18 protein-coding genes are annotated in these 22,837 nt (G+C 38.4%); 3 read left to right on the forward strand and 15 right to left on the reverse strand.

The features are described 5' to 3' along the window. Both C9J42_RS21550 and C9J42_RS20180 read left to right on the forward strand, forming a co-directional pair. The coding region (locus C9J42_RS21550) for a hypothetical protein (RefSeq protein WP_158259529.1) at nt 1-210 on the forward strand (210 nt) is incomplete at its 5' end. Nucleotides 211-353: 143 nt separating this feature from the next. Further along, on the forward strand, nt 354-1,397 hold the full coding sequence (locus C9J42_RS20180) for a hypothetical protein (RefSeq protein WP_107208747.1): 1,044 nt from the start codon (nt 354-356) through the stop codon (nt 1,395-1,397). Nucleotides 1,398-1,543: 146 nt separating this feature from the next. On the opposite strand, the gene C9J42_RS20185 is transcribed toward C9J42_RS20180, so the two are convergent. The 15 genes from C9J42_RS20185 to tssB all read right to left on the reverse strand — a co-directional run bounded on the left by C9J42_RS20185 (nt 1,544) and on the right by tssB (nt 21,320). Beyond that, complete coding sequence (locus C9J42_RS20185; RefSeq protein ID WP_005365472.1) at nt 1,544-1,897, reverse strand: PAAR domain-containing protein; 354 nt, start codon at nt 1,895-1,897, stop codon at nt 1,544-1,546. A 317-nt stretch (nt 1,898-2,214) separates the two neighbouring features. Then, nucleotides 2,215-5,754, reverse strand: coding sequence for a type VI secretion system membrane subunit TssM (tssM, locus tag C9J42_RS20190; RefSeq protein ID WP_199189218.1), 3,540 nt, complete (start codon nt 5,752-5,754; stop codon nt 2,215-2,217). 16 nt (nt 5,755-5,770) lie between these two features. Continuing rightward, nucleotides 5,771-7,225 (reverse strand): type VI secretion system protein TssA, encoded by a 1,455-nt coding sequence (gene tssA, locus C9J42_RS20195; RefSeq protein WP_107208746.1) that lies wholly within the window; start codon nt 7,223-7,225, stop codon nt 5,771-5,773. A gap of 9 nt (nt 7,226-7,234) precedes the next feature. Beyond that, nucleotides 7,235-7,912 (reverse strand): type VI secretion system-associated protein VasI, encoded by a 678-nt coding sequence (vasI, locus tag C9J42_RS20200; protein WP_107208745.1) that lies wholly within the window; start codon nt 7,910-7,912, stop codon nt 7,235-7,237. Beyond that, nucleotides 7,909-9,444 carry a sigma-54-dependent Fis family transcriptional regulator gene (locus C9J42_RS20205; RefSeq protein WP_107261971.1) on the reverse strand — a complete coding sequence of 512 codons (1,536 nt, stop codon included), beginning with the start codon at nt 9,442-9,444 and terminating at the stop codon, nt 7,909-7,911. Before C9J42_RS20205 ends, vasI begins: the two co-directional genes overlap by 4 nt. Nucleotides 9,445-9,449: 5 nt before the next feature. Then, the gene (gene tssH, locus C9J42_RS20210) at nt 9,450-12,080 is read right to left on the reverse strand and encodes a type VI secretion system ATPase TssH (protein ID WP_107261973.1); all 2,631 of its coding nucleotides are present in this window, start codon (nt 12,078-12,080) and stop codon (nt 9,450-9,452) included. Between the two features lie 9 nt (nt 12,081-12,089). After that, nucleotides 12,090-12,887, reverse strand: a complete 798-nt coding sequence (gene icmH, locus C9J42_RS20215) for a type IVB secretion system protein IcmH/DotU (RefSeq protein WP_107208742.1) — start codon at nt 12,885-12,887, stop codon at nt 12,090-12,092. Continuing rightward, complete coding sequence (gene tssK, locus C9J42_RS20220; RefSeq protein WP_107261975.1) at nt 12,887-14,224, reverse strand: type VI secretion system baseplate subunit TssK; 1,338 nt, start codon at nt 14,222-14,224, stop codon at nt 12,887-12,889. The genes icmH and tssK overlap by 1 nt, the downstream gene beginning before the upstream one ends. After that, the gene (gene tssJ, locus C9J42_RS20225) at nt 14,225-14,704 is read right to left on the reverse strand and encodes a type VI secretion system lipoprotein TssJ (protein WP_230627086.1); all 480 of its coding nucleotides are present in this window, start codon (nt 14,702-14,704) and stop codon (nt 14,225-14,227) included. It lies immediately after the preceding gene. A gap of 4 nt (nt 14,705-14,708) precedes the next feature. Continuing rightward, nucleotides 14,709-16,103 carry a type VI secretion system-associated FHA domain protein TagH gene (tagH, locus tag C9J42_RS20230; protein ID WP_107261978.1) on the reverse strand — a complete coding sequence of 465 codons (1,395 nt, stop codon included), beginning with the start codon at nt 16,101-16,103 and terminating at the stop codon, nt 14,709-14,711. A gap of 11 nt (nt 16,104-16,114) precedes the next feature. Then, the gene (gene tssG / locus C9J42_RS20235) at nt 16,115-17,140 is read right to left on the reverse strand and encodes a type VI secretion system baseplate subunit TssG (RefSeq protein WP_107291407.1); all 1,026 of its coding nucleotides are present in this window, start codon (nt 17,138-17,140) and stop codon (nt 16,115-16,117) included. Continuing rightward, nucleotides 17,104-18,870: a type VI secretion system baseplate subunit TssF gene (gene tssF / locus C9J42_RS20240; RefSeq protein ID WP_107208738.1), complete on the reverse strand. Its 1,767-nt coding sequence runs from the start codon at nt 18,868-18,870 to the stop codon at nt 17,104-17,106. The genes tssG and tssF overlap by 37 nt, the downstream gene beginning before the upstream one ends. A gap of 2 nt (nt 18,871-18,872) precedes the next feature. Further along, the gene (gene tssE, locus C9J42_RS20245; protein ID WP_045084966.1) at nt 18,873-19,310 is read right to left on the reverse strand and encodes a type VI secretion system baseplate subunit TssE; all 438 of its coding nucleotides are present in this window, start codon (nt 19,308-19,310) and stop codon (nt 18,873-18,875) included. 5 nt (nt 19,311-19,315) lie between these two features. Next, nucleotides 19,316-20,785 carry a type VI secretion system contractile sheath large subunit gene (tssC, locus tag C9J42_RS20250; protein WP_107208737.1) on the reverse strand — a complete coding sequence of 490 codons (1,470 nt, stop codon included), beginning with the start codon at nt 20,783-20,785 and terminating at the stop codon, nt 19,316-19,318. A 37-nt stretch (nt 20,786-20,822) separates the two neighbouring features. After that, the gene (gene tssB / locus C9J42_RS20255) at nt 20,823-21,320 is read right to left on the reverse strand and encodes a type VI secretion system contractile sheath small subunit (protein ID WP_006644100.1); all 498 of its coding nucleotides are present in this window, start codon (nt 21,318-21,320) and stop codon (nt 20,823-20,825) included. Between the two features lie 968 nt (nt 21,321-22,288). On the opposite strand from tssB, the gene C9J42_RS20260 reads away from it, so the two are divergent. After that, nucleotides 22,289-22,807 carry an Hcp family type VI secretion system effector gene (locus C9J42_RS20260; RefSeq protein ID WP_005365509.1) on the forward strand — a complete coding sequence of 173 codons (519 nt, stop codon included), beginning with the start codon at nt 22,289-22,291 and terminating at the stop codon, nt 22,805-22,807. Nucleotides 22,808-22,837 lie beyond the last annotated feature (30 nt).

Consider the following 22,837-nt stretch of genomic DNA (forward strand, 5'->3'; position numbering starts at 1 on the left):
AGTATTGAAGATGACTCTTTATCTGAAAAAGAGAAATATATTGCAGCAAAAGCAACTGAACTTTTTAATGGTGATGACTTTGCAATAAGCTTTACTCATCCACCTAAAGAAAAAGAAGCTTTGATTGCTGCAAATAATAAAGCTCAAGAAAAAGCAGATTCTGTAAAAAGAGTGATTTATATTGATGGTGCTCACGTACCTGAAGGTTAATTATTTTTGAGCACTTCCTAAATAAAAAGGAAGCGCTTTTTTAATCAATATTAAAGCAAATTATTGCCCAATTGTTTTTAGGTGTACTATACGCCATTAAAATCAATTAGCTTCTCAGTCCGTTAAGTTAAGGCCTTAAATGCATGAAAGTAACTATTACTACCCTTCTATTAGTTTTCTCTTTTTTAGCCTTAACCGGTTGCTCAAAAGCAACAGAGCCACAAAAGGCCGATATTGCTGTGTTTGAACAATTTTTATCAGAAAACCCGATATCAAGTATCAACCCTTCTATTGATATCGCGAGTATCTATCAACCTGGTGATCCACTTTTTGAAGGAGTGTTGAATATTCAGCGTAAGTTATGGGGAAAAGCTGAAAAAACACTTCAACCTTTAGCTGATAAAAAAAATCCAGAAGCGATGTATTGGTTAGCCACCATTACCTACGGTTCGAGCATATATGATACCCCGAAGGCCGGAAAAATGTTAATGGAAGCAGCAGAGTTAGGTAACCCCTATGCCGCTCTATTTTTTTCACCAGATAGCCGCTATTGTAATATGTATTTTAAAAAACAATGCAGTGAGAAGTGGGTAGAAAAAGCACAAAAACTGTTTGCAGAACAAGCAAAAACAGGTGACGTTCGTGCCGTTTATTACAGTACGATATTAAAACCAGATTTAACCCACGAGCAATATATTAACGCCATTATCAATGCAGCAGACAATCACTATTATTACCCGCTTGTCGAATATTCGAATCTAATTATCAATGAGAAAAACCCTGACAAGGATATGGAAAATATTGCAGTAAAACTTCTTAATTATGCGCAATTTAATAACTTTATACCGGCTATTGACGCTTTGATGGGGTATGAGGGTGAAAAAAAACGTACTCAAGGTGAACGGTACAAAAACCTGACAGAGCAAGGAATTAAAATTGGCTCTAACCATGCATGGCGAGTTTATCTATTAAATAGCATTAATGATAAATCCTTATCAAGCCAGCAAAAATACTTCATAGCCAAAGCAAGTGAGTTATTTAATGGTTACGATTACGGCATCAGTTTTACTCAACCACCTAAAGAAAAAGAAGCTTTAATTGCTGCGAATAAAAAAGCTCAAGAAAAGGTAGATTCTGTAAAACAAGTGATTTACATTGATGGCGCTCACCCGCGAGTATTTTATTAATTATCTACCCAGTAATTAATATTATTTTTAAAGCACTTCCTAATTACTCAAGAAGTGCTTTTTATTCAATTACAACGAGTCAGAAGAAATATTTGTTAGTTCCTGCTGTTGTACTTAAATGAGAACCAAAGGTTACATCACTACCATTAATTAATATTGACGCCATTACCAAAGTTAACACCACTTCCCATATTTAAGTTGGTGGCGGTTGATGTGCTTAAACTTACCTGATGAGAACTTGCTTCAAGAAAACAGTTACCACACCCAGTATCAACAAAATCACCTACTCGTGCTAGATTTGTACCTAACACATTTGCAGCTCTTGGTGACTGAGCAATAATAGGCCCTTGACCACTACAACTTTTGCTTCCACATGGGCAAGTTGCTATATCACCAACAAGGGCAACCTTTTGTCCATTTATAATTACACCGCCGTGACCTGATATAACAGAGCCGCCAGTTGTGGTTTTACTGCCAACCGTTATTACGTCATTACTCATCAGATAGCCCTTTAAATTTACTGAACGTAATAATACTAAATAATGTACGTAGGCAATAATTTGCCCGAATTTCTGAAATATTTATAGCAACCAATTTACTCTTAAAAACCTAGTCATATCTATTTCCGCCATAATTTTCTGTTTTCCCTAACCTTTCAGCTCATACCGGATAATAGAACGATAAAAGGAGTAATGTAACAATGCACATTAATCCCCAATTTTATCTACATCATCGAAAGACAAAAAATTAGAAAGTTAACTTAGATCAAATCATGGTAAGAAGCGAAATGACTCGCCTCCTACCATTTTCTAATTGATTAATACAACGTCTTACTTAATTTAAAATTCTTAAACAAAGACGTAGTAAAAGGATTGGCATCCGCTTCCGAATTTAAACGATAAACGACATTCCCACTATCAAGCGCAAATTTATAATCCACACTAGTAGAACTTGCGCTTACAACTTCTCCTTTTTCTAATAATCGGAAGAATGCCCAAGGCCCTTGAACAGTAACAGCTCTTGGTGACAAGTTTGCTGCCGAAGGCACTAAAGAAAGCTTGGAAATTGCCGTTTCTCGGAGAGTATTTGGCCATATAACCTCTGTAGGATGACGCGGGCCATGACTAAACTCGATATATTGACCATCAACATTAATAACACTACGAAGTTGATTTGCACTCAAACTAACAGGCTCAATTGTAAACTCGACATCCAACAGTCCTTTACGGTTAAAAAATGCATGTTGAATTTTCTTAGCGCTCTCAAATTGCTTTAGCACATCACCACGTAATATTGAGTTTTCACCATTATTTCCTAAAGAAATATTGTCATCAATAAATAGCTTCAGATCATTTTTATAGAAATTATCCAATGTTCCATTAGGCGCAAAAAATGACTCAAAGTCTTTTAATGATACATCTTTCGACGCATTATGATTAAATGGATAGCGTGTTATCAGCTTCTCTTGATATTCTTTATAAACATCATTTTGCCAACGAACTTCTACATACTTAATTGCTTCTTGTTTTAGTACATACCAACTCTCATCAGCAATACCTTTTACTATGGTATCAAGCGGTGCTGGCAAATTTGTCGCCATTTGGTTTAATGCGAAAATTGGATCGTTATTTTTTAATGCTAATCTTTCCTTCGTTGCTTCTAGTGCAGCTTTTCCTTTATCAGGAGCATCTTGAATTGCTTTCATGTAATGATAAAGTTTTTGTACCGAAGACATGACTTCTTGTAAGTATGCAGGTTGATTACCATTTTTTTCTAACATTGAATCTATATCAGCAAACGGCAATGCAATCGAAGAAGCAACACGGTATTGAGGAGATTTCATCATTGCTAAACGCGCATCATCATTTTCAGATAACTTAGGAAATAGCCTTGTGTTAACGTCAACAGTTTTAACAAAACGTTCTATTGGCTGATTATGACCAACCAGGTTCCCTAAAATACTTACCGCTTCATCAATATCTGAGAAATATTTTATATCTAAGTTATTAAGAGCAAGCTGCCAAGTATTTATGTAATCTTCTACATATAGATCACGAATTTTATTACGTAAAACCTGCTTATCTTCTTCACTAAATTTCGCAACTGTTGATTCGCCAAGAACCCAACTGTCAGCCAACGCGATATCAGATAAAGATTCAACCTTAGGTAAAAAGTAGCTATTAAAACCTTTGCGGGTTAACAATTGTGAAATAACAAGCGCATTATCTTGAATACGCTCTTCGAAAACAGATTCAAACATTGGTCCAACAGACTTCTTCAAATTTAGCGGTGCACCTAAAGTTTCAGCAGCTGAACGTTTTAAACTGTCATAAACACGATCCGCCAGAGCAACAGAGCTAAGAGCGCTTTGTGTATTGCCAATTAAGTTATCATAAGGTTTTAATACTGCGGCCGCACTCTTATTTCTTTGATTTCGCAGTCCCTGTAAATCAGTGTGCAACAAAGCATAATTTAAGTGTTCTAATAGCTGATCTTGAGTTTTTGCATCATTAGGAAATGCGTTTTGCCATAAGCTCGAAAAGTAACCTAATACAACATTATTTTGGCGACCACTGAGATCTGTTAGCATTCTAAAAGTACGTAATGCAGCCAGCTCTTGTTGCTCTGAATCAGCATTTTTCATATCCAAAGCAAGTTGCTTCATTAATGCAGGTAAAAAACGAAACTGTAAAAGACCTAAATACGTTTCTTCTACCTTAGGTCCAATAGCGTGCCCCTGATATAACCCCATATCAGATAAATATTTTGACTTATCTTGAAACACTCCAAATTCTAAGGTGGCATTGCGAATTGAATTTAATGGCTCTAATAGCTCCTGCTCCGTTCGCATCAATTTCACATCAGAATATTCATTCTTAAATTCACTAACTTGCTCAAGAACAGCGTTTTGATGTGAGATATTCTGCTGATAATAACGTTGCCAGCTACCAATTAAGAGAACAGAAGCAATTGAACAAGTGAGAACAGATACAGCCATCACCTTTCGTTTGTGCTTTATCACACGCAAACTATCTGACGCTATACCCGCCTCAGGATATATAACTTCACTAAAAAGTTTCTTAATAAAGTAAGTCGTTGAGTTTTTCGAGTGCTGCGCACTGTTAATGCTATTCGACAGCCCATATCGTCGGGAAGAAGCATCAACAAATACATCTGTTGGTACGCCCTGTTGATAAACAGACAGAAAGTACATACCACGAATAAGGGCCGGTGTTGAAAATTGGTCACTAACAAAAGCATCATTTAATAGCTGCTTTAGTATGTGATGTAAGCCTGCTATCTGGCGAGAGAAGCTATAAATGGCAGCCCTATCATCACTATCCGTTGCGTGACGCAATGCCGCAGGCAAAGAGTCATTAATTCGATTGATAAACTCTTCATAATCATTATCGAATTCAGTCAGCCATTTATCAAAGTCTTCAACAGTATCAAGCGAGAATGTAAACCCCATGACTTCTTCACGTTGGCTTTGAGTATAGCTTCGGAAATAGGGTTCAAAACCATGCAAAAGGTCAAACTTTGTCAACGTTATATATACAGGCATACGGGTAGAGAGAATTTCCATTAATTCCCTCAAACGTGCACGCAAAAGGTTCGCGTACGCACGACGTTCCGATACCGTAGAGCTCGCTAAGTGCTCAATATCTAGAGCAATAACAACACCGTTTAATGGACGCTGAGATCGTGTTTTTTCAAGCCAGTTAACAAAGTTTAACCAAAGACGACGCTCCATCTCGCCATCATTATCTTTCTCATTTTGGCGCTGCGTTAACAACTCCCCATCAGGATCAATTAATACTGCATCATCGCCAATCCACCAGTCAAAAGAATAAGGGTTTTCACTTTTCTTACCCGAGGCTCTCATTACATTTGAAAATACAAAATCTTGGCTTGAACGGTTAATTAAGCTTGTTTTGCCTGCATTCTCTAGACCTAGCACCAGATACCAAGGTAAGGAATAAAGGTAGTTACGCTTATTTAAACTGTGTTTCAACTCCCCCATCACTTGGTTTAATTCTGTTTCTTGACGCTCTTCTAAACGCTTTATCGGATCGTCAAGTAACCTTTCTTCACGATCTTTATCTTTGTGAATACGTTTCAAACTGCGCCATTGCATAAATCCCCATACTGCAAAACAGCATAAGGAAAAAATAACACTCATAACGATACGAGAAGCCACAGAGGTGAATGGTTGTTGGTCACCAATTTTTAACCATGGGCCTGCCCACCAAATGGCAACATTAATCAGAATAAAGATTGTAAACATAAGCATAGGCATTGATGATTTAACACCTGAAAGAAGCCTATTTATGAGCGGTCTTATTAAATTCAACATATGATATTTCCCGGTGTTATTGTTCGGCAATATTATTTTTAAGTTGGGCGAGTAATGATGGTTCCCATTCAGTCACCGACATTTCATTAACTTGCCGATATAACGTCTGGTATTGCACCGTTGCCATAGAAGAGAGTGAATGAGCTTCCATGACATCTGCAGATAGTAATCGCCAATAGAAAGCATCTCTGGGTTCTGTCGCTTGTGATAATCCTTCATCAAGCATGCTTAAGGCTGGTGCTATTCCTTCATCATCAGCTAACTGTAATGCCTCTGTACGCTTTTCATTCCAGCTACCTTGTTGAGTAATTTGAGCAACTTTAACGCTTTTATCTTGGTTAAGAAGCCAAGCGATTGTAGCTTCACTTGCAAAAGGAACTTGTCCTTTGAATGAATAAGTCAGTAGTGCTGGTAAGCGATCAACAAATGACTGAAGTTCATCTTTAATAATTGAAGCCCAATCATCCAACCCTAACGCCTTGGCAATACGAAAACTAAGAAAGTGTCCATCTAACCAATAAGGTGACTTAGTTAAACTTTCTTCAACGCGACTCCACAATTCAATATCCGCACCACGCTGTAAAGACTCTTCATAATCACTTATACGATCTGATGAAACGGGCATTAGTTGCGTTTCTTTTTGAGCATTTGCATCTGGTAAGGTATTGATTGAAAACCACATAGCAAAACGACGCACACGAATACTCAGCTTTATTGCATCACTACCAAGTTCATTTAGCGAATCTACCGCTTTCAATAACGAATTTTTAAAAGCACGCTCACTGCTGTTATCTATATCTAAATTAGGAATAGAAACCGGGGTTCCAGTCGACGTCTGACTCGTAATGACTGAAGATGACGAAACAGCAACATCTTGTGATGGTTGTGGAGCTTTAATTTTATTCTCATGATTATCACGACCAGCCTGTCCCAAGTTAACGCGAACACGCGCAGAAATATCGTTAATAATATCCACAGGCAGTGATAGCGAAGATGCTTGATTATCGAGCTCTTCAAGTAATGCCTCCAACACTTGTTTTAAATCACTGTTGAATAGGCTCCAATCTAACTTGTCTGCGGCAACATACGTTCTCTGACAAATTTGATTAAAGAATTTTTTGCGGTGTATTTCACCACGCGCCCCTGGAAATGGTTGGCATTCAAGCCAAAAATTAGAGAGAAAATCAACCAATACACCTATCGACAATGAAAAACGCTCTGGTGTTGCCTGATGCTGTAAACATTGCATCAATACGGTCAGTAATTTCAGATCCTTGGTGTGCTCTGAAAGTAAGCTTACGGCACAACTTTCCACTTCATGCCATTGCACTTCTCCATGAGAAAGAGTACCGACCTTCATCATCTGATCATCGATAAAATTTAATTGAGGATGATCTCTTAAACGCTCTCCTACTGGGTTATCCGGTGATATCGGAGCGAGAAGTTGCTCCCTTAAAGTTCCCTTCAACATGATTCACTCCTACCAGCGACAATTTTCACGCATCGGCTCTAAGGCCTCTGCTAGATTGGAGTTATCAAATTCCAGATGATCAATATCAGCCACATTTGAACGTAAAATTAATTGCGGTGAAGAAATCATCGCTTTTATTGCTCTAATAGCAGGTAAACCTCGTCCAGAACGTAATACATACCCTGTTTCATCACTCATCCACTCTTGTGTAATAACAGGAGAACCCGGTATTGATAGTTCAACTTTTCCTGCTTTAACCGGAGTCGGTAAGATCAATTCGGCACGGGTGATTTTTTCATAACACTCCAACATCAAAATTGGGGCTTTCTGATCTTTTAGCTGCTCTGATGAACGAACAGCAGCAGACGTTAACCACATTCGAGAAGCCTGATTACTGCTATCTAACTGATGAAAAATAAACCCTGATCTTTTATCCCGTTTTTTCTCACTATCAACGGCACGAAGCCATGACGATGGATATTTCACATCTGCTTGACTGATCGACACTTGCTCTACAGGTGTATCAAAAATAGCGTCAAAGCACTGTAACCGCTCAAGTTTAGAAGGGATATCACGACAAGCTTCAGCGCGACTCAACTTGGTTTGCGTACTCGGTTGAGAAAAAACAGTCATAGAAAAGGTGTTCAACCCGATCAGTAACGTATATATCATCCACGACTTTTTCATTTAAACTGGATCTCCAACTTTTGACACTTATGTGCAAGTGTTCGTTTAGGTAAACCCAGGCTTTCAGCTGCTTTTGCACGATTACCGTTATATTGCTTTAATCGCTCGTTAATAATTGCTTTCTCATACAATTCCACTGCAATGCGTAAATCATCTATGCTTGAAAAATCGTCTTTTGGCGCAACCGTGTCTTTTATAGGAAGACTAATATCTAATGGTAATTTTGCTACAAACACCTTTTTTTGAATAAGATCATCACATTCAGTTTGTACACACGCCACTTCTATTAACGAACGTAATTCACGGACATTACCGGGAAAACTCATTTCTTTAAGGTGATCTAACGCCTTGGGAGATAAACCCAAAATATTTCGTTGTTCACGATTGTTATATTGCTGAATAAAGTAAGAAGCTAACTCTTCAATATCCCCCTTTCGATCATTAAGACTTGAGAGCAATAATGGGTATTGATAAATGCGATAATAAAGATCTTGTCTAAAGCCACCATCATTTACACTTTGACGTAAATTTACATGCGTTGCAGCGATCAAACGAAAATTAGAAGATTGCTCTTTATTAGAGCCAACCGGACGATATTGGCATGTCTCGAGCACACGTAATAGCTTCGCTTGAAGACCTAAAGATAACTCTCCTATTTCATCTAAAAATAATGACCCGCCGTTAGCTTGAGCTATCAGTCCCTTACGGTTAGCTACCGCGCCTGTGAATGCCCCTTTTTCATAACCGAACAGTTCACTTTCTAACAAGCTTTCAGGTATTGCCGCACAGTTAATCGCGACAAAAGGCTCTTTGCATCGTTCTGATAAGCTATGTAGTGCTTTTGCGACTAACTCTTTACCCGTTCCGGTTTCACCTTGAATAAGTACACTAAGGTTTGAGCCAGCAGCCACTGTTATTTGTTCTCGTAACTGTTTCATTACAGAGCTGCTTCCAATGAGCTTGCATGCCATATCTGACCATGCGCTCTTTTTCTGATGCTCTGCTTTTAGTCGTGTAATCGAGTCACTAAGTTGCTTTTTATGAGAAGACTGCGCATCCATATCTCTAATGAGTAACCACTGAGAAATAAAGGCACAGCTAAACTCGCGCCAGTTTTCATCAGATAATAAATTGTTAATCTGCTTTTGTTCACCGATGAATACTTGTATAGCCGTCACATGGTTTTGACTATTCATTAAAGGAACAATAAGCAAACTACTTGATGCATCTACTTGCGAAGATAACTGCTTAAACGAATCATTTTGTTGCCAATAAACCAATTGTTGGCGATCAAGTAAAACAACTGACGCTTGCTGAAGTACGTGTGAAAAGGGATGATCAAAATCATTTACATCCCATACCCACGATTGATTTTCTGTTGCAAATAAAGTGCGACCGTCATCCGTCGGATAAATGATATAACTGGCCGTTAATGCAAGCTCTTCTTTTAACGCACTCATATAGAAATCAGTGAGTTTGGCTCGGTCACGATAACCTATTAATGCTGAGGTATAATGAAACCACTGTTGCATAACAATTACTCCACCTCACTGTAGAACTCGCCATTTTCTACCGTTAAGCAAATACGTGTAATCGCTTCACGATGAGCAAGTTTATTTAACAAAGCTAAAGAGACTGGCGGTAACATCTGCCCTTCAATGATCGCTTCTAACATACGTGCACCATTTTCAGAGCGCGTTGCACGTACAAGTATTTCTTCAACAAGGCATGGTTCAATAACAACTTCCGCCTTATAACGAGAAGTTAATAACTTCTCTAATCGTGAGAGTTTTCCTCGAACAATTTGTGCTAAAACGTCCTTATTCAGAGGTAAATAAGGCACTACCTCCATACGCGCTAACAATGCGGGTTTAAAGAAATTCGCCAACTCTGGATACATCTTTTCTTCGATCAGTTCTGGCTGCTCTGCATAATCAACAATGGTCTGATAACCAAGGTTTGACGTTAGGAAGAACAAGATATTTTGACAATCGATTAAACGCCCTTCGCCATCAGCAAGTTCGCCTTTATCGAAAGCTTGATAGAACAGATTCAAGACTTCAGGGTGTGCTTTTTCTACCTCATCAAGTAAAACAATTGAATAAGGCATCTTTCTAATAGATTCAGTTAATACGCCACCCTCACCAAAACCAACGTAGCCCGGGGGTGAACCAATAAGACGAGAAACTGTGTGCTTTTCCTGATATTCAGACATATTTATGGTGGTTAAGAATTGCTGCCCACCATATAACTGCTCGGCTAGTTGAACCACAGTCTCTGTTTTACCCACACCACTTGGACCAACTAATAAAAATGCACCTTGAGGTCGGCCTGGACGACGAAGATCAGCACGCGCAGTCAATAAATGGCGATGAATACTCGCCAATGCGATATCCTGACCTTTAATCATTGAATTTAATACAGAGGGCAACTCAGTAATTTTAGCTAACTCATCAGTATTCATCTGATCGACAGGCACTCCCGTCCAGTCAGCAATGACTTGTGCAACCTGCGCCGCATCAACCTCAGGATAAATGAGCAACTCGTCATGAGGAATGAGTGCTAGTTGAGAATAAAGATCGACCAATCGATTCTGTAATTCATCAACCGACAAGCAAGATTCATCATCATCGTTCTGCTCTGGCAATAGCTCAGTCATCGGCGATAAGAGCTGTTGGCGTGTATCGATAATCTCAGTAACAAGTTCTTTTTGTTGCTGCCAATCTTTGTAGAGAGATTCACACTCAACTTGTTCTTCTAAATCTTTTTCTACTAATGCCGATAGTCGTTCTTCATCAACGGCTTTGCCTAATAATTGCTGACGATTGATCATTTGAATTTCAAGCTGACGTTGATAACTACCACTTTCAATCTCAGAAATTCTGCGAGGAGGTGCTGTAAGATTAATAGCAATACGTGCACAAGCCGTATCTAAGACATCAATAGCCTTATCGGGAAGTTGACGACCAGATACATAACGAGCAGACAATTCTGCTGCCGCACGTAGCGCATCATCACTGATCAATACATTATGCGCATTTTCATACACGCTGTGCAGACCACGCATAATATCAACAGCTTGCTCGGTTGTTGGCTCATCCAATTTAACTAACTGGAAGCGTCGAGTAAGGGCGGGATCTTTCTCAAAGTACCTTTTGTACTCTTTCCACGTTGTTGCCGCAATTGTACATAATTCACCACGAGCTAAAGCAGGTTTAAGTAAGTTCGCAGCATCACCACCACCCTCTTGATTACCAGCACCAATCAAAGTGTGAGCTTCGTCGATGAAAAGAATGATCTTCACTGGTGAATTTTTTACTTCATCAATCACTGACTTCAAGCGTTTTTCAAATTCACCTTTTACTGATGCCCCTGCTTGCATAAGCCCTAGATCAAGCAACCATAGCTCAACACGCTGAAGCTGCTCAGGCACTTTGCCCGATTCAATACGTGAAGCGAGACCTTCAATAACGGCACTCTTTCCAACCCCAGCATCACCGACAACGATGGGATTGTTTTTGCGTCGACGACATAAAATATCAATCATTAGATTAATTTCATTATCGCGGCATAAGACAGGATCTAACTTACCTTGGCGAGCTTGCTCTGTAACATTTGAACAAAAACGATTAAGCGCACTATCACCAGAGTTTACATTTAGTGGCGCTTTTGTTTCGCCAGAATTTACAACAGGTGTTTCAGCAGAATCCGCTACAAGTGATGTGAACTCTTTACGTAAAGCCTCTCGATTAATATTTTCAAAGGCTTTTACTAGGCTAAAACTTAAATAACGATCGGGGCTAATAAGTGCTGCCAAGAAAATAAGACCCGATCTTAACTCTGCTTCATTCATTTCTGTTGATGCTAATAACCATGCATCTTGAAGTAGTTCAACCAGTAAAGGTGAAAAGCTCGGATATGTATCATTCCCTTTATCATGCGGCATTGCATCACCACACAACTGCTTAACAACATCCGTTTTTAAATTAACTTGTTCAAGTAAAACCCTAATATCTGATAAAGGATTTTCTAGAATAGAAAATAAAAGGTGCTCAATAGTAACTTCATTATTTTCACGGCTCATACATAACGATGAAGCCTGTTCTAATGCAATTTTTGTTTGTGCATTTAATTTATTGATGAGTACAGGGAGTTCTATTCTGATCACAATGAAGTCCTATTGAAGAATGTGATTAAGCTGTGTTAAAACATCTAAAGATTTATTATTAAGTAAGATTGAATACGCGATATAAATAGCAACCCAAGATAGACCAAAACCTATAAATACAGCCCAAAGAGGAATCTGTCTCGTTAACTTATATTTTTTTTGTGCAACATGTTTTGTTGCGGTAGTTAACGGTTTCGGTTCTTTATCTATTCTTCTTAACGTTTCATAAAGATTTGAAACGACTTTATCAAACGCTTCTTGACCATTATTCATCACCTTATATCGACCTTTAAATCCTTGCATCAAACAAAGATAAATAAACATCAATAAATCATGATAACGTTCTGGCTCAGTTATTAATCGAGATAAGATCGAGAAAACTTTTTCTCCACCCCATGTTTCATTGTGAAAACGCGTCAGCAATGAATGTTCAGCCCATATGCTATCCGCTCCCCAAGAAGTACTCATTACCGCTTCATCGATAAAGGAGCAGAGAACATAGCGATAAGCTAGGATCACAGCATGATCATAACTTGCTTCGGTGAGCTCTACCTCTATCGCTTTAATTTCTTCAACAACTTGATGATAAATTTCTTCAATATTATCGCAGCTACTTAAACTACGAATACGTGACGTCATGCCCATTAACGGCGTTGCAGCATCAATCAATAAATTAATATTGCTACCGCGTAATTGGAACCAAAAGTCCTGATCAAGATTTGTATTCTCTACATTGTCATACAGTAAATCATCATAGTGCGTGTCGCGTATACGGCCTTTCTTTTGAATAGTATGATCCATCATCATTAGCTCCTGATTGCCCAAAATTGAAGATCAAGTTCAGGGAAATCACCTGCAACATGGAATGCAAAGCCACTTGAATTATTAAGCATCTGCCAAGTTTGGCTCGTCTTGTCCAATTTAAAGTACGTGTATCCAGCGTGGTAAGGTAATTGACGTGGAGCCACAGGCAATGGCGACAATGGAATACCAGGTAACTGCAATGAAATAAGTTCACGAATCTTTTCAACAGACGCAATTTTTGTTTGATGCATAAATAGCTTACGCAACTCTTCCTGCGGAATACGAGCACGTACAGCCAAGATAAACTCAGCATCAGTAACCAAGTTAGTGTCCTGAATTGAGGCCACCATGAGACCGTATTTTCTTTTATGCAATTGAATAGATACGGCACGCGGCTCAAGAACAATACTCAATGCCTGTCGTAACATAGACATCACAGGCATAAATGCCTGCTCAGGCATGTCATGGTTATAACTTGCAAACTCGGGCGTCATACGACTTTCATCAGTAAAAGTCGCTAGTTCTCCACAAAATGAAGTGAGTTCCTTATATAACTCTTCAGGATGAATACTACGTAAATGCGCGATATGCTGAAGCCTTGGCTGCATGCGATTAAGCATCTGAAGTAACATGAAATCTGCCACATCGGCAACGCCACCTTGATTAGGAGAGCCTAAACGTAATGCAATATTTTTTGCTCGCTCTCTCATTAAACCTGCCATTTCACCGACAAAGCGCTGTAATCGAGGTACTGCTTTCACATTTAAATGGCAAGGAATAAAGTTGTCGTCCAACATCACACTGCCATCAGGACGTTTTTCTAAAATTCGTGCAATAGCAATAGACGCGTAAGCACTTCGGTCATCCTTACCAAGCAATAGGCGAACACTTGTTGAGCCGACGTCCATTAAGCAGCTGTCACCTTGAATGGATTGGATATCTCTAACTTCTTCACGTTTACATTTATAACGTGTCATACCACCCGCAGTGTCATTCCAACTAACTTCCGCTAGTGAATCACTACGTAAAGGGATCGCTAAATAAATAATTTGATTGGCTAATGAACTATCAGTCACTTCCAACGCATCAGGCAACATGTCTTGCTGAGGAATATTAAAAGGTGTGCCGTCAGGCATAATACCAGCCGCACGTTCAATTGCGATGCGACCAAAACTTAGGTATTCCAAATTTAAGATTAATTCTGTTATTCCATATAAATAGAGACTGACAGAATTAAGTCTTTCATCAATGATGCTTTCAAAATAGCGCTGCTGCTGTTGGAAGTGTTGAGGTTTAATAAATAAACCTTCATTCCATATTACTCGGTTTTTTGATGACATCTACTCAACCCTATCTAGCACAACTTGATTATCTTTTAAATAAATAAGCAAGTGATAATCACGACCTAACGTTTTTACTTTTACAGACTTTTTCCAATCACTATTATCGCTATCAGAAAATAAAGCCATCACACCGATATAACGCGTGTCTTCATCTAATTTCATTTCTTCGACGAACTTAAATTTATTCGGCAGCATGACATAATCATAAACATCAACATAATTACTCTTTAGTGCTTTTTTATATTCAAAAGCTAGCTGATCATAAGATGCTGAATTAAACATAGAGTCATCTTCAAGTTCGAAAACTTTTAATTCAACTGGTGAGGGTTCATTATTCCCATTCGTATTTATTGAATCGGTACTCACCATGCTGATTGTTATCGTACTTGGCTCTGATGCCGGATCATATTTAGAGCTACAACCCATCAACGTTAAGGCAAAAATAAAAACCATGTGGAACAAAGACGACGATTTCATCCAGCTACACCTCTTGTTGTTTATCACGCAGGTTTTTATCGTAAGATTGATCAAAAATCTCCCAGAATAGCTTTTCAAATCCATGCTGACGATTTGAAGTCAACTCTTTATGATAACTTTGATACATTTCCCAAGCCCATGCTTCTGGTGATTCACCAACCGATTGGCCAGGACGACGATAACGTAAAAACCTTCGCATCAACACTTCAGGTGAAAAGGCTTGAATAATTTGATTCAGTGCCTCGCTAATTGCAGTATGTACAGCATCATTATGATCTTTAACTGTGCGAAGACTTTCTTCGATGGCTGCTGGTGCAGATAAGTGAACAAGACTACGTTGGCTATCAAACATAACCTGTACTGTTTCGTCATAACTTAAACCAAGTCGTAACGGGTTATCTTCAATGGGTTGCAAGTTCTTATTCATCACACCATATCGACTGGTATTAACTTGTTGATGAAGTTCTATTAACCCCTTTACTGCAGCTTGTAATGATGCTCCCATCTCTTCAGATAGCAATTGCATTTCAGCTAGATCATCACTGTTATTCGTTCTAACGCCTAAACCACGAAATAGCGGACCCGTTAATAAATGGTTTTCATCTGTTGCTACCATCGAATTATTATTCGAACCAGAAAAACCTCGTCCCATTTCTTCTTCAAGCAGATCCAGCGTGTTATCGTCCATTCTAAGTTCCTTGCTATTTAAAGTAGTCGCTATGTATCCCGATGATTTTTCATCAGCATTCAACGTAGATTTAAAACCGCTTAATGTAATAGCTGACGTTGTGTCATTTTCAGTATCGGCTTGTATTGTCTGGGCATCACCAATCCACGAATCACATTCAGAAATTAATGACTGTGTATTATTAAGAGATACTGCTGGCTTATTTCGTGTAATTAACGATTCAACTTCTGTTTTATGTTTGAGTTGATCGAGTGCTAATAATGGATCATCCACATTCGCTTTTTGATCCTTAGTTGTGACATCTAGCTCATCACCAAATAAATCAATATCAGTTGATTTAGATAGCATCTCTTCAATGTCTTTATCATTTTCAGTGCATGCTTCACCGATAGAAACACGAATGAAATAAGGACCAATTGAAATAACATCATTTTCATTTAAACGCGCATGCTTGTGCCAACCAATCGGCATTGAAGCACCATTGATATAGGTTTGATTCGAAATATCAGTGATACAAAAACAGCCATCAATCATTGTGATCTGACAGTGAACCGGTTCCAAAACTCCGTCTCTATCAGCTAGGTGCCAAAAACTCGATGAACTAGAACCAATCGCGCCACCAGCAGATGAAAATTCTTTCGTTGCCGACAAACCCGGTTCTAAGAACCGAGTATTAGTAACTTTTAACTTTAGTCGTTGTTGTTCCGCCATTTTTAGCCCCTTTACTGACGAACTTGTATACAAACTTTACGGTTATTATTCGTCTCACCTAAGAAAGAAGACCAACCTAACGACAGCGTTGAGCCTTGTATCAATTGCAATGAAGGTACTTCGTCTTCTTTAAGCTCTAACTCCAGATCAAATGCCATTTGCTCACGAAGAATAAATTCAACCAGCTTACAAAATGGCAAATACTCTTTGCCTGACGGTAAAAAATCATTGAATCGTGATTGGGTAAGATCTTTAATCTCAATAACAAATTTTCCCGTGCAATCACGAACCGTCGAGCCAATAATTGTACTTTCACCTAACTCACAGTTTGCATTTCCAAGACACATTCGTTGATGATTGGGTATGTCTACTTTACGCTCTACCCACTGACGAATAACAACGTTATCCAAATCAAAACAATGAGAAATGATACCTGCAACAATTTGTGGGGAACGGCTTCTACCAGCTAATGTACCGGCGTATGAAAGCATTTTCCCCCAGTTAATTGCGGTTTCACCACGAAGGTCTTCATCAGCCAAGCCGACTAAGGCAAATAACTGAGAAGAGAAGGCATCACTGGCATTTTCTTTAAACCGAATGTAATAACGGTATTTACGCCAAATTCGATATACCAACGCCAATAGTCGGTTATTAAAGAAATCGAGAAAATGCCGTCTTAACCCCGTTTCACTCTCAGATGCTATTTCTTCTAATAAAAAACCCGGTAATGGTGATTGAGCACCATTTAATCCAAAGAACGTCGTTTCTAAACAGAAACCACCTTGCTCCAATATCTCTAATTTTGAAATATCACTCGCAGCAAACCCTAAACTCGGATTGGCTTTAAACAGTAAACGACAATGTGTTTCCCACCCTTCGGTCTCAGGATCTTCATCAGCTAAGCGCTGTAAAAGTTCGACTAATTGATAAAAGTCGTAAGACCGAACTTGTTGCTCTACTATTGCTAATTGATCGGATGCAAGATGGTCACAATCAAGATCTATATCAAAGGCTGTAGACCCGTCTGCGTTCCCCATGAATATCGTTCCTGATTGACACTGTTAATTACAATAAGCTCATGAAATGAATTGATACTTGCATACAAAGAAAAGAAGCGACTTAACACACTCCCAAACAAATACAAATCCCCTTCAGAGCTGAACGCTTCTTCGTTAAGCACTAACTCAGACTGTAAACCTCGAACAGGTAATCCTTTGATGATCCGTTCAATTGGCTTAGATGTAATTTTTACGATCCCATCAAGTCTGTGTTTAGCAACACGCTCAGCTTGTCTATCGACAAGTGCTCTAAAGTCATAAGCTCGAAGTACAGAACACAGTGCATCTTTCGAAAGCAATGAAAGATAGTTAAGCGATAAATTTGAAATCAATGTCCACAACAAGCTGCCATCTAACGTCGGCCTTAACGGCTGTGTTGGTTCTGTGATGTTAGAAAAAGTCACAAAAGACGGTGAACTATTTGTTTGCACACAAATATCACCAATCCCTAACTCCAATGGCAATTGTCGATTCGTACACGTTAACTGCAATGAAATCGCTTCACTGGTTCCGACATTTAGCGTTTCATCCCCACGAACAAATGAAATGTAATGATCAAAACCATCATTTCTTACACTCTCTCTCACCCTTGCGCGGTAATAGAGCGCTAATCGGTGGCGAGAACGTTCGATTTCATGTTGAAAACTTTCAAAAGAGGTATAAACACGCTTTTGCCCCTTTGAACGTAACTTGTGATCCTCTTGTCGCCCTTCTACATGATCAATACTGAAAATTTCATAATGAGCAGGAAGACGACTTGAAGGTGCAATGCGATATTCCGCCCGCTTTCCCGTTAAATCGATAGGATCAGAATCATGAGTAAATAGATTGATAATCGGTGTACAAAATAATTTAAAGCTATCTTTACGTACGCGAACATCGGCAGGTAGCGTTCTTGAAAAAACAAATTTCAATTGAAACTTTCTACCCATATCCGGCGTGATATAACGATCAAGATTAACCAAATCACCAAATAAAAATGCATCTGGAAACGTTAAGTATTCTTGTAAAATACGATAACCTTCATAAACATTTTTTGGATATGGCATTACAGCATCAGCGGAATCAAAGCCACAGCTTTTAAATTGTGATGCAGGAATCGCTATCGTTTTATCACTACACACTAATTCAATATGTGATAAATAATGGTTTAGCCATAAATACAGCATCTGCGCGCTGTACTGATGTCCACCCAAGAACAATGACAGCGCTTTTAGATCTATATCGGGTAAACTTTGTTCGCCTAATACATCGAAATTCAAATCAATGATTGACGACTCCCGGCTATGGGTAGTCGCAACATCAACCAACTCCAAAGGATAAATATCTAGGTTTCGGCAAGTTCTAAACCGACACACAGTATCGAACACCGCTTCACTATCAACATCTGTATTTGCTGGTATTGTTTGACGAACACTTATTGCTTTTTCAATCGGTGTAAATTGAACAATACTCAAGCTTGGTACAGGCCTTAAATAATTAGGCCAAAGCATGTTGATTATAGAATGTGTGAGCTCAGGAAATTCATCTTCAACTTTTTCACGTAAACGAGCCGTTAAAAAAGCAAAGCCCTCTAATAATCGTTCAACATCAGGATCTGTATTTTTCCCTTGTAAAAAACGAGATAATTGAGGATGTACTTCGGCAAAAGCAACGCCTTGCTCTTTTAAAAAAGCAAGCTCATCCCTAAAATATTTTTCTTGTGACAAAGTTAAATTACTCTGTATTTACGACTATTATCCAACATCAAATCAATACGCACCGAATCATGCAGTGCTCTTGAATTAATACATGCTGTAATATGAAAGAAGATATTTAATGGACTTTCATCATTTGGCACATATTGAATATCAATCTTGTCTAAACGTGGCTCGTAGCGCTCAAGACAATGACGAATTGCCAGCTTAATTTGTAATGCCAGATCATGCGTACCTAAAGTTGCATCATTAAAATCAATTAATCCCAAATGAGGCGCACACAGTGCTTCACCTAAACGAGTGTTAAGTAATTGCGCAACATTGCGTTTAATTGAATTTAAAACATGTTTAGCATCCGGTCCTTTCGTCATCACTTTTCGCGGCGCATTAGTCTCTAAACGTTCAAAGAGACTAACACCATAAGCCCTATCTTCTAGTTCTATATAAGACATTGAAATTATGCCTGATCTAAACGACCAACTAGTGATAACTCAAAGTTTGCGCCCATGTATTTAAAGTGAGGGCGAACAGACAATGCCACTTGGTACCAACCTGGATCGCCCTCAACATCAAGTACTTCAATTTTCGCAGCACGTAAAGGACGGCGACTACGAACATCAGCTGGTGGGTTTTCCTGATCAGCCACGAATTGTTTAATCCATGCGTTCAATTCACGCTCAAGATCTTGACGCTCTTTCCAAGAACCAATTTGTTCACGTTGTAATACTTTCACATAGTGCGCTAAGCGGTTAATGATCATCATATAAGGCAATTGAGTACCTAATTTGAAGTTCATTTCAGCTTCGCGCCCTTCTTTCGTATTAGGGAAAACTTTTGGTTTCTGAACTGAGTTAGCAGAGAAGAATGCAGCGTTATCACTACCTTTACGCATGGTTAATGCAATAAAGCCTTCTTCAGCTAATTCAAATTCTTTACGATCTGTCACTAACACTTCTGTTGGGATTTTTGCTTGTAATTCACCCAAAGATTCAAATAAATGAACAGGTAAATCTTCAACAGTACCGCCACTTTGAGGACCGATGATATTTGGACACCAACGGTATTGAGCAAAGCTATCAGTTAAACGTGAAGCCAAAGCAAAAGAGGTATTACCCCATAAGTAGCTTTCGTGTGAATCACTCACGTTTTCACGGTAATTAAATGTTTTAGTTGGGTTCTCTTCTGGATCGTATGGGGTACGAAGAAGAAAACGTGGAGCCGTTAATGCAAGGTAACGAGAATCTTCAGATTCACGTAATTGTCGCCATTTAATATAGCGAGGGCTGTCAAATGTTGCTTTTAAATCTTTAATATTTGGTAAGTCTTCAAAAGATTCGATACCAAAAAATTCTGGTGCTACACCTGAAATAAATGGAGCGTGAGCCATTGCACCCACAGCACCAATGTATTGAAGTAGCTTAATATCAGGCGATGATGGCGTGAATGAGTAATTACCAATGATAGCGCCAATAGGTTCACCACCAAATTGTCCGTATCCAGACGAATATACATGCTTATATAAACCAGATTGAGACGTCTCTGGCGCAAATTCGAAGTCGTCTAAAAGCTCTTCTTTAGTCGCATGCAATAATTCAATTTTATTGTTTTCACGAAAATCAGTACGATCAACAAGCATCTTCACACTACGCCAAGCAGATTCAACCTTTTGAACCTCTTCACAGTGTAAAATTTCATCCATTTGCGCACTAATCTTACTGTCTAACTCAACAAGCATCTGATCAACAAGTCCTTTATTGACTTGTTCTACACCAGAATTACCCAGTAAATTTTCAATGAATGCAGCCACCCCTTTCTTGGCAATGTCATAACCTTCATCGGACGGAGTCATGCGTGTTTGAAGCATAATTTCATCAAGTAAACTGCTTTCAGTTGTACTTGATGATTCTAGTGTTTTTTGTAAAGACATTTATCGTTCTCTTAAAATTAAAGCCAAAAGGAAATTACTATTTCTCACCTTCGCCACTAACAAGTTGTAACTCGTTAAGTAGCTTTTCACGTGACTCGTCAGATTCAATTAGTTCTTGAAGACGAGAACGAAATGCTGGAATATTTCCAAGTGGTCCTTTTAAAGCAACTAATGCTTCTCTTAATTCAATCAGTTTTTTTAATTCTGGAACTTGTTGGCTGATTGCATCAGGAGAAAAATCATTAAGACTTTTAATTGAAAGATTAATTGATAAGTCAGAATCATCGTCTGAAAGTTTGTTTTTCACAGAAGTTGTCAACGATAATTTACTTTCGCGCATAACCGATTCAAAGTTATTTTTATCAACTGAAACGGCTTTACGCTCTTCTATAGGTTTATCTTCCCCATCACCTTTAAATTCACCCACAACAAGTGTTTTTAATGGTAGCTCTACTTCAGATTGAACATCACCTTTGTGAGGAACGTATTTAATATTAATACGTTCTTTAGGTGCGACGGTGCCTTCTTTAGACATTTTAAACCCCGTTATTTTTATTATTTACAACGAATAGATAAACCAGCAGATTTAACATCTTTAACAAATTAAAAATGAAAATGTTATTTTTAATTAAATATGCTTTATTATTTATATTATTTCCTAACCAACAAAAATGCTTCTAGATAACAAATATTGCTTGCAGTGAATTAAATAGTAATTACCGTTGCATATCAAGCAATATTGTATAGATTTTGAGACACTAAAATCTATTAATACATACAAATAAGAATTTTAATAAATTCAAACACAACATAAAAAACTATTGATTCCATAACCTTAAACCCAGCATTAACATATTAACGCTAAACTCCAGACTAAAATGCTATGTTTTTTTTAAAATATTGAATAAATTAAAAAACCAAATATATGTGATAGCCTTCCCAAAAAACAAACTCCCATATAAAAAATTCAGTATAAAAATGTGCTTCATTCTATTAATAATTTAGAGAGCCTAATTAATATAATAGAATAAAGGATATGATTTTAATAATACTAGGCCCTTTCTCACTAATAAGAATATTGTAAATAAAAAATTTAAAGCAATACCTGATATTTAACATTCGGGCAAGATCTTGCCCGCTTCGTTATTAACAGACTCCATTAAAAAAGAGATTGTTAAATAAACTTTATTATTTACATTTTACTAACCATATCTATTGCGCGTTTTTTATTTTTTAGCCATTTTTTTAAGCCCTTAATCATTGCTTATTCAGATGACAAATCATTACCAATAAAAATTCTTTAATCACGAAAGTAAGCAAGATCTTGCCCAAATCGAGCAATAAGTTGCCCAGCCGGGCAAGATCTTGCTCGATATTTACTAGCGTAAAAACGCAAAACCCATACTTATCAGGAACTTAAAAACTGGCACACTTCCTGCTCTAACAGCACGTCATCACAGCATAGGCTGTGTCATTTACTCCATCATAAAATAGGATACTAAGATGCCAACTCCTTGTTATATCGCGATCCAAGGCCAAACTCAGGGTAATATTACAGCGGGTGCATTCACACCTGATTCTGTCGGTAACATCTATGTTGAAGGTCACGAAGACCAAATGCTTGTTCAAGAATTCAAGCACGTTGTTACTGTTCCTACAGACCCACAATCAGGTCAGCCTTCAGGTCAACGTGTTCACAAGCCATTTAAATTTACCGTGGCACTGAACAAAGCCGTTCCTCTGATGTACAACTCATTGGCATCAGGTGAAATGCTACCGTCTGTAGAGCTAAAGTGGTACCGCACATCGGTTGAAGGTAAACAAGAGCACTACTTCACCACAACGCTGACCGATGCAACGATTGTTGATATCAACACCCACATGCCACACTGCCAAGATTCATCAAAAGAAGACTTCACGCAGCTTATCGAAGTATCAATGGCTTACCGTGCAATTAACTGGGATCACACGGTATCTGGCACATCTGGTGCTGATGACTGGCGTGCACCGCTAGAAGCGTAATCGCACTCAACTATGTATCAGCCTACACAA

The organism is Photobacterium sp. GB-56 (assembly GCF_003026105.1).
Taxonomy (GTDB): domain Bacteria; phylum Pseudomonadota; class Gammaproteobacteria; order Enterobacterales; family Vibrionaceae; genus Photobacterium.

Bases quoted from the DNA above. Each gene is read 5' to 3' on its own strand.
- C9J42_RS20185 (WP_005365472.1), bottom strand. From the start codon at position 1,897: ATGAGTAATGACGTAATAACGGTTGGCAGTAAAACCACAACTGGCGGC.
- tssJ (WP_230627086.1), bottom strand. From the start codon at position 14,704: ATGAAATCGTCGTCTTTGTTCCACATGGTTTTTATTTTTGCCTTAACG.
- C9J42_RS20205 (WP_107261971.1), bottom strand. From the start codon at position 9,444: ATGCAACAGTGGTTTCATTATACCTCAGCATTAATAGGTTATCGTGAC.
- tssM (WP_199189218.1), bottom strand. From the start codon at position 5,754: ATGTTGAATTTAATAAGACCGCTCATAAATAGGCTTCTTTCAGGTGTT.
- tssK (WP_107261975.1), bottom strand. From the start codon at position 14,224: ATGTCATCAAAAAACCGAGTAATATGGAATGAAGGTTTATTTATTAAA.
- vasI (WP_107208745.1), bottom strand. From the start codon at position 7,912: ATGAAAAAGTCGTGGATGATATATACGTTACTGATCGGGTTGAACACC.
- tssB (WP_006644100.1), bottom strand. From the start codon at position 21,320: ATGTCTAAAGAAGGCACCGTCGCACCTAAAGAACGTATTAATATTAAA.
- tssC (WP_107208737.1), bottom strand. From the start codon at position 20,785: ATGTCTTTACAAAAAACACTAGAATCATCAAGTACAACTGAAAGCAGT.
- C9J42_RS20180 (WP_107208747.1), top strand. From the start codon at position 354: ATGAAAGTAACTATTACTACCCTTCTATTAGTTTTCTCTTTTTTAGCC.
- C9J42_RS20260 (WP_005365509.1), top strand. From the start codon at position 22,289: ATGCCAACTCCTTGTTATATCGCGATCCAAGGCCAAACTCAGGGTAAT.
- tagH (WP_107261978.1), bottom strand. From the start codon at position 16,103: ATGGCGGAACAACAACGACTAAAGTTAAAAGTTACTAATACTCGGTTC.
- tssA (WP_107208746.1), bottom strand. From the start codon at position 7,225: ATGTTGAAGGGAACTTTAAGGGAGCAACTTCTCGCTCCGATATCACCG.
- tssG (WP_107291407.1), bottom strand. From the start codon at position 17,140: ATGGGGAACGCAGACGGGTCTACAGCCTTTGATATAGATCTTGATTGT.
- icmH (WP_107208742.1), bottom strand. From the start codon at position 12,887: ATGATGATGGATCATACTATTCAAAAGAAAGGCCGTATACGCGACACG.
- tssE (WP_045084966.1), bottom strand. From the start codon at position 19,310: ATGTCTTATATAGAACTAGAAGATAGGGCTTATGGTGTTAGTCTCTTT.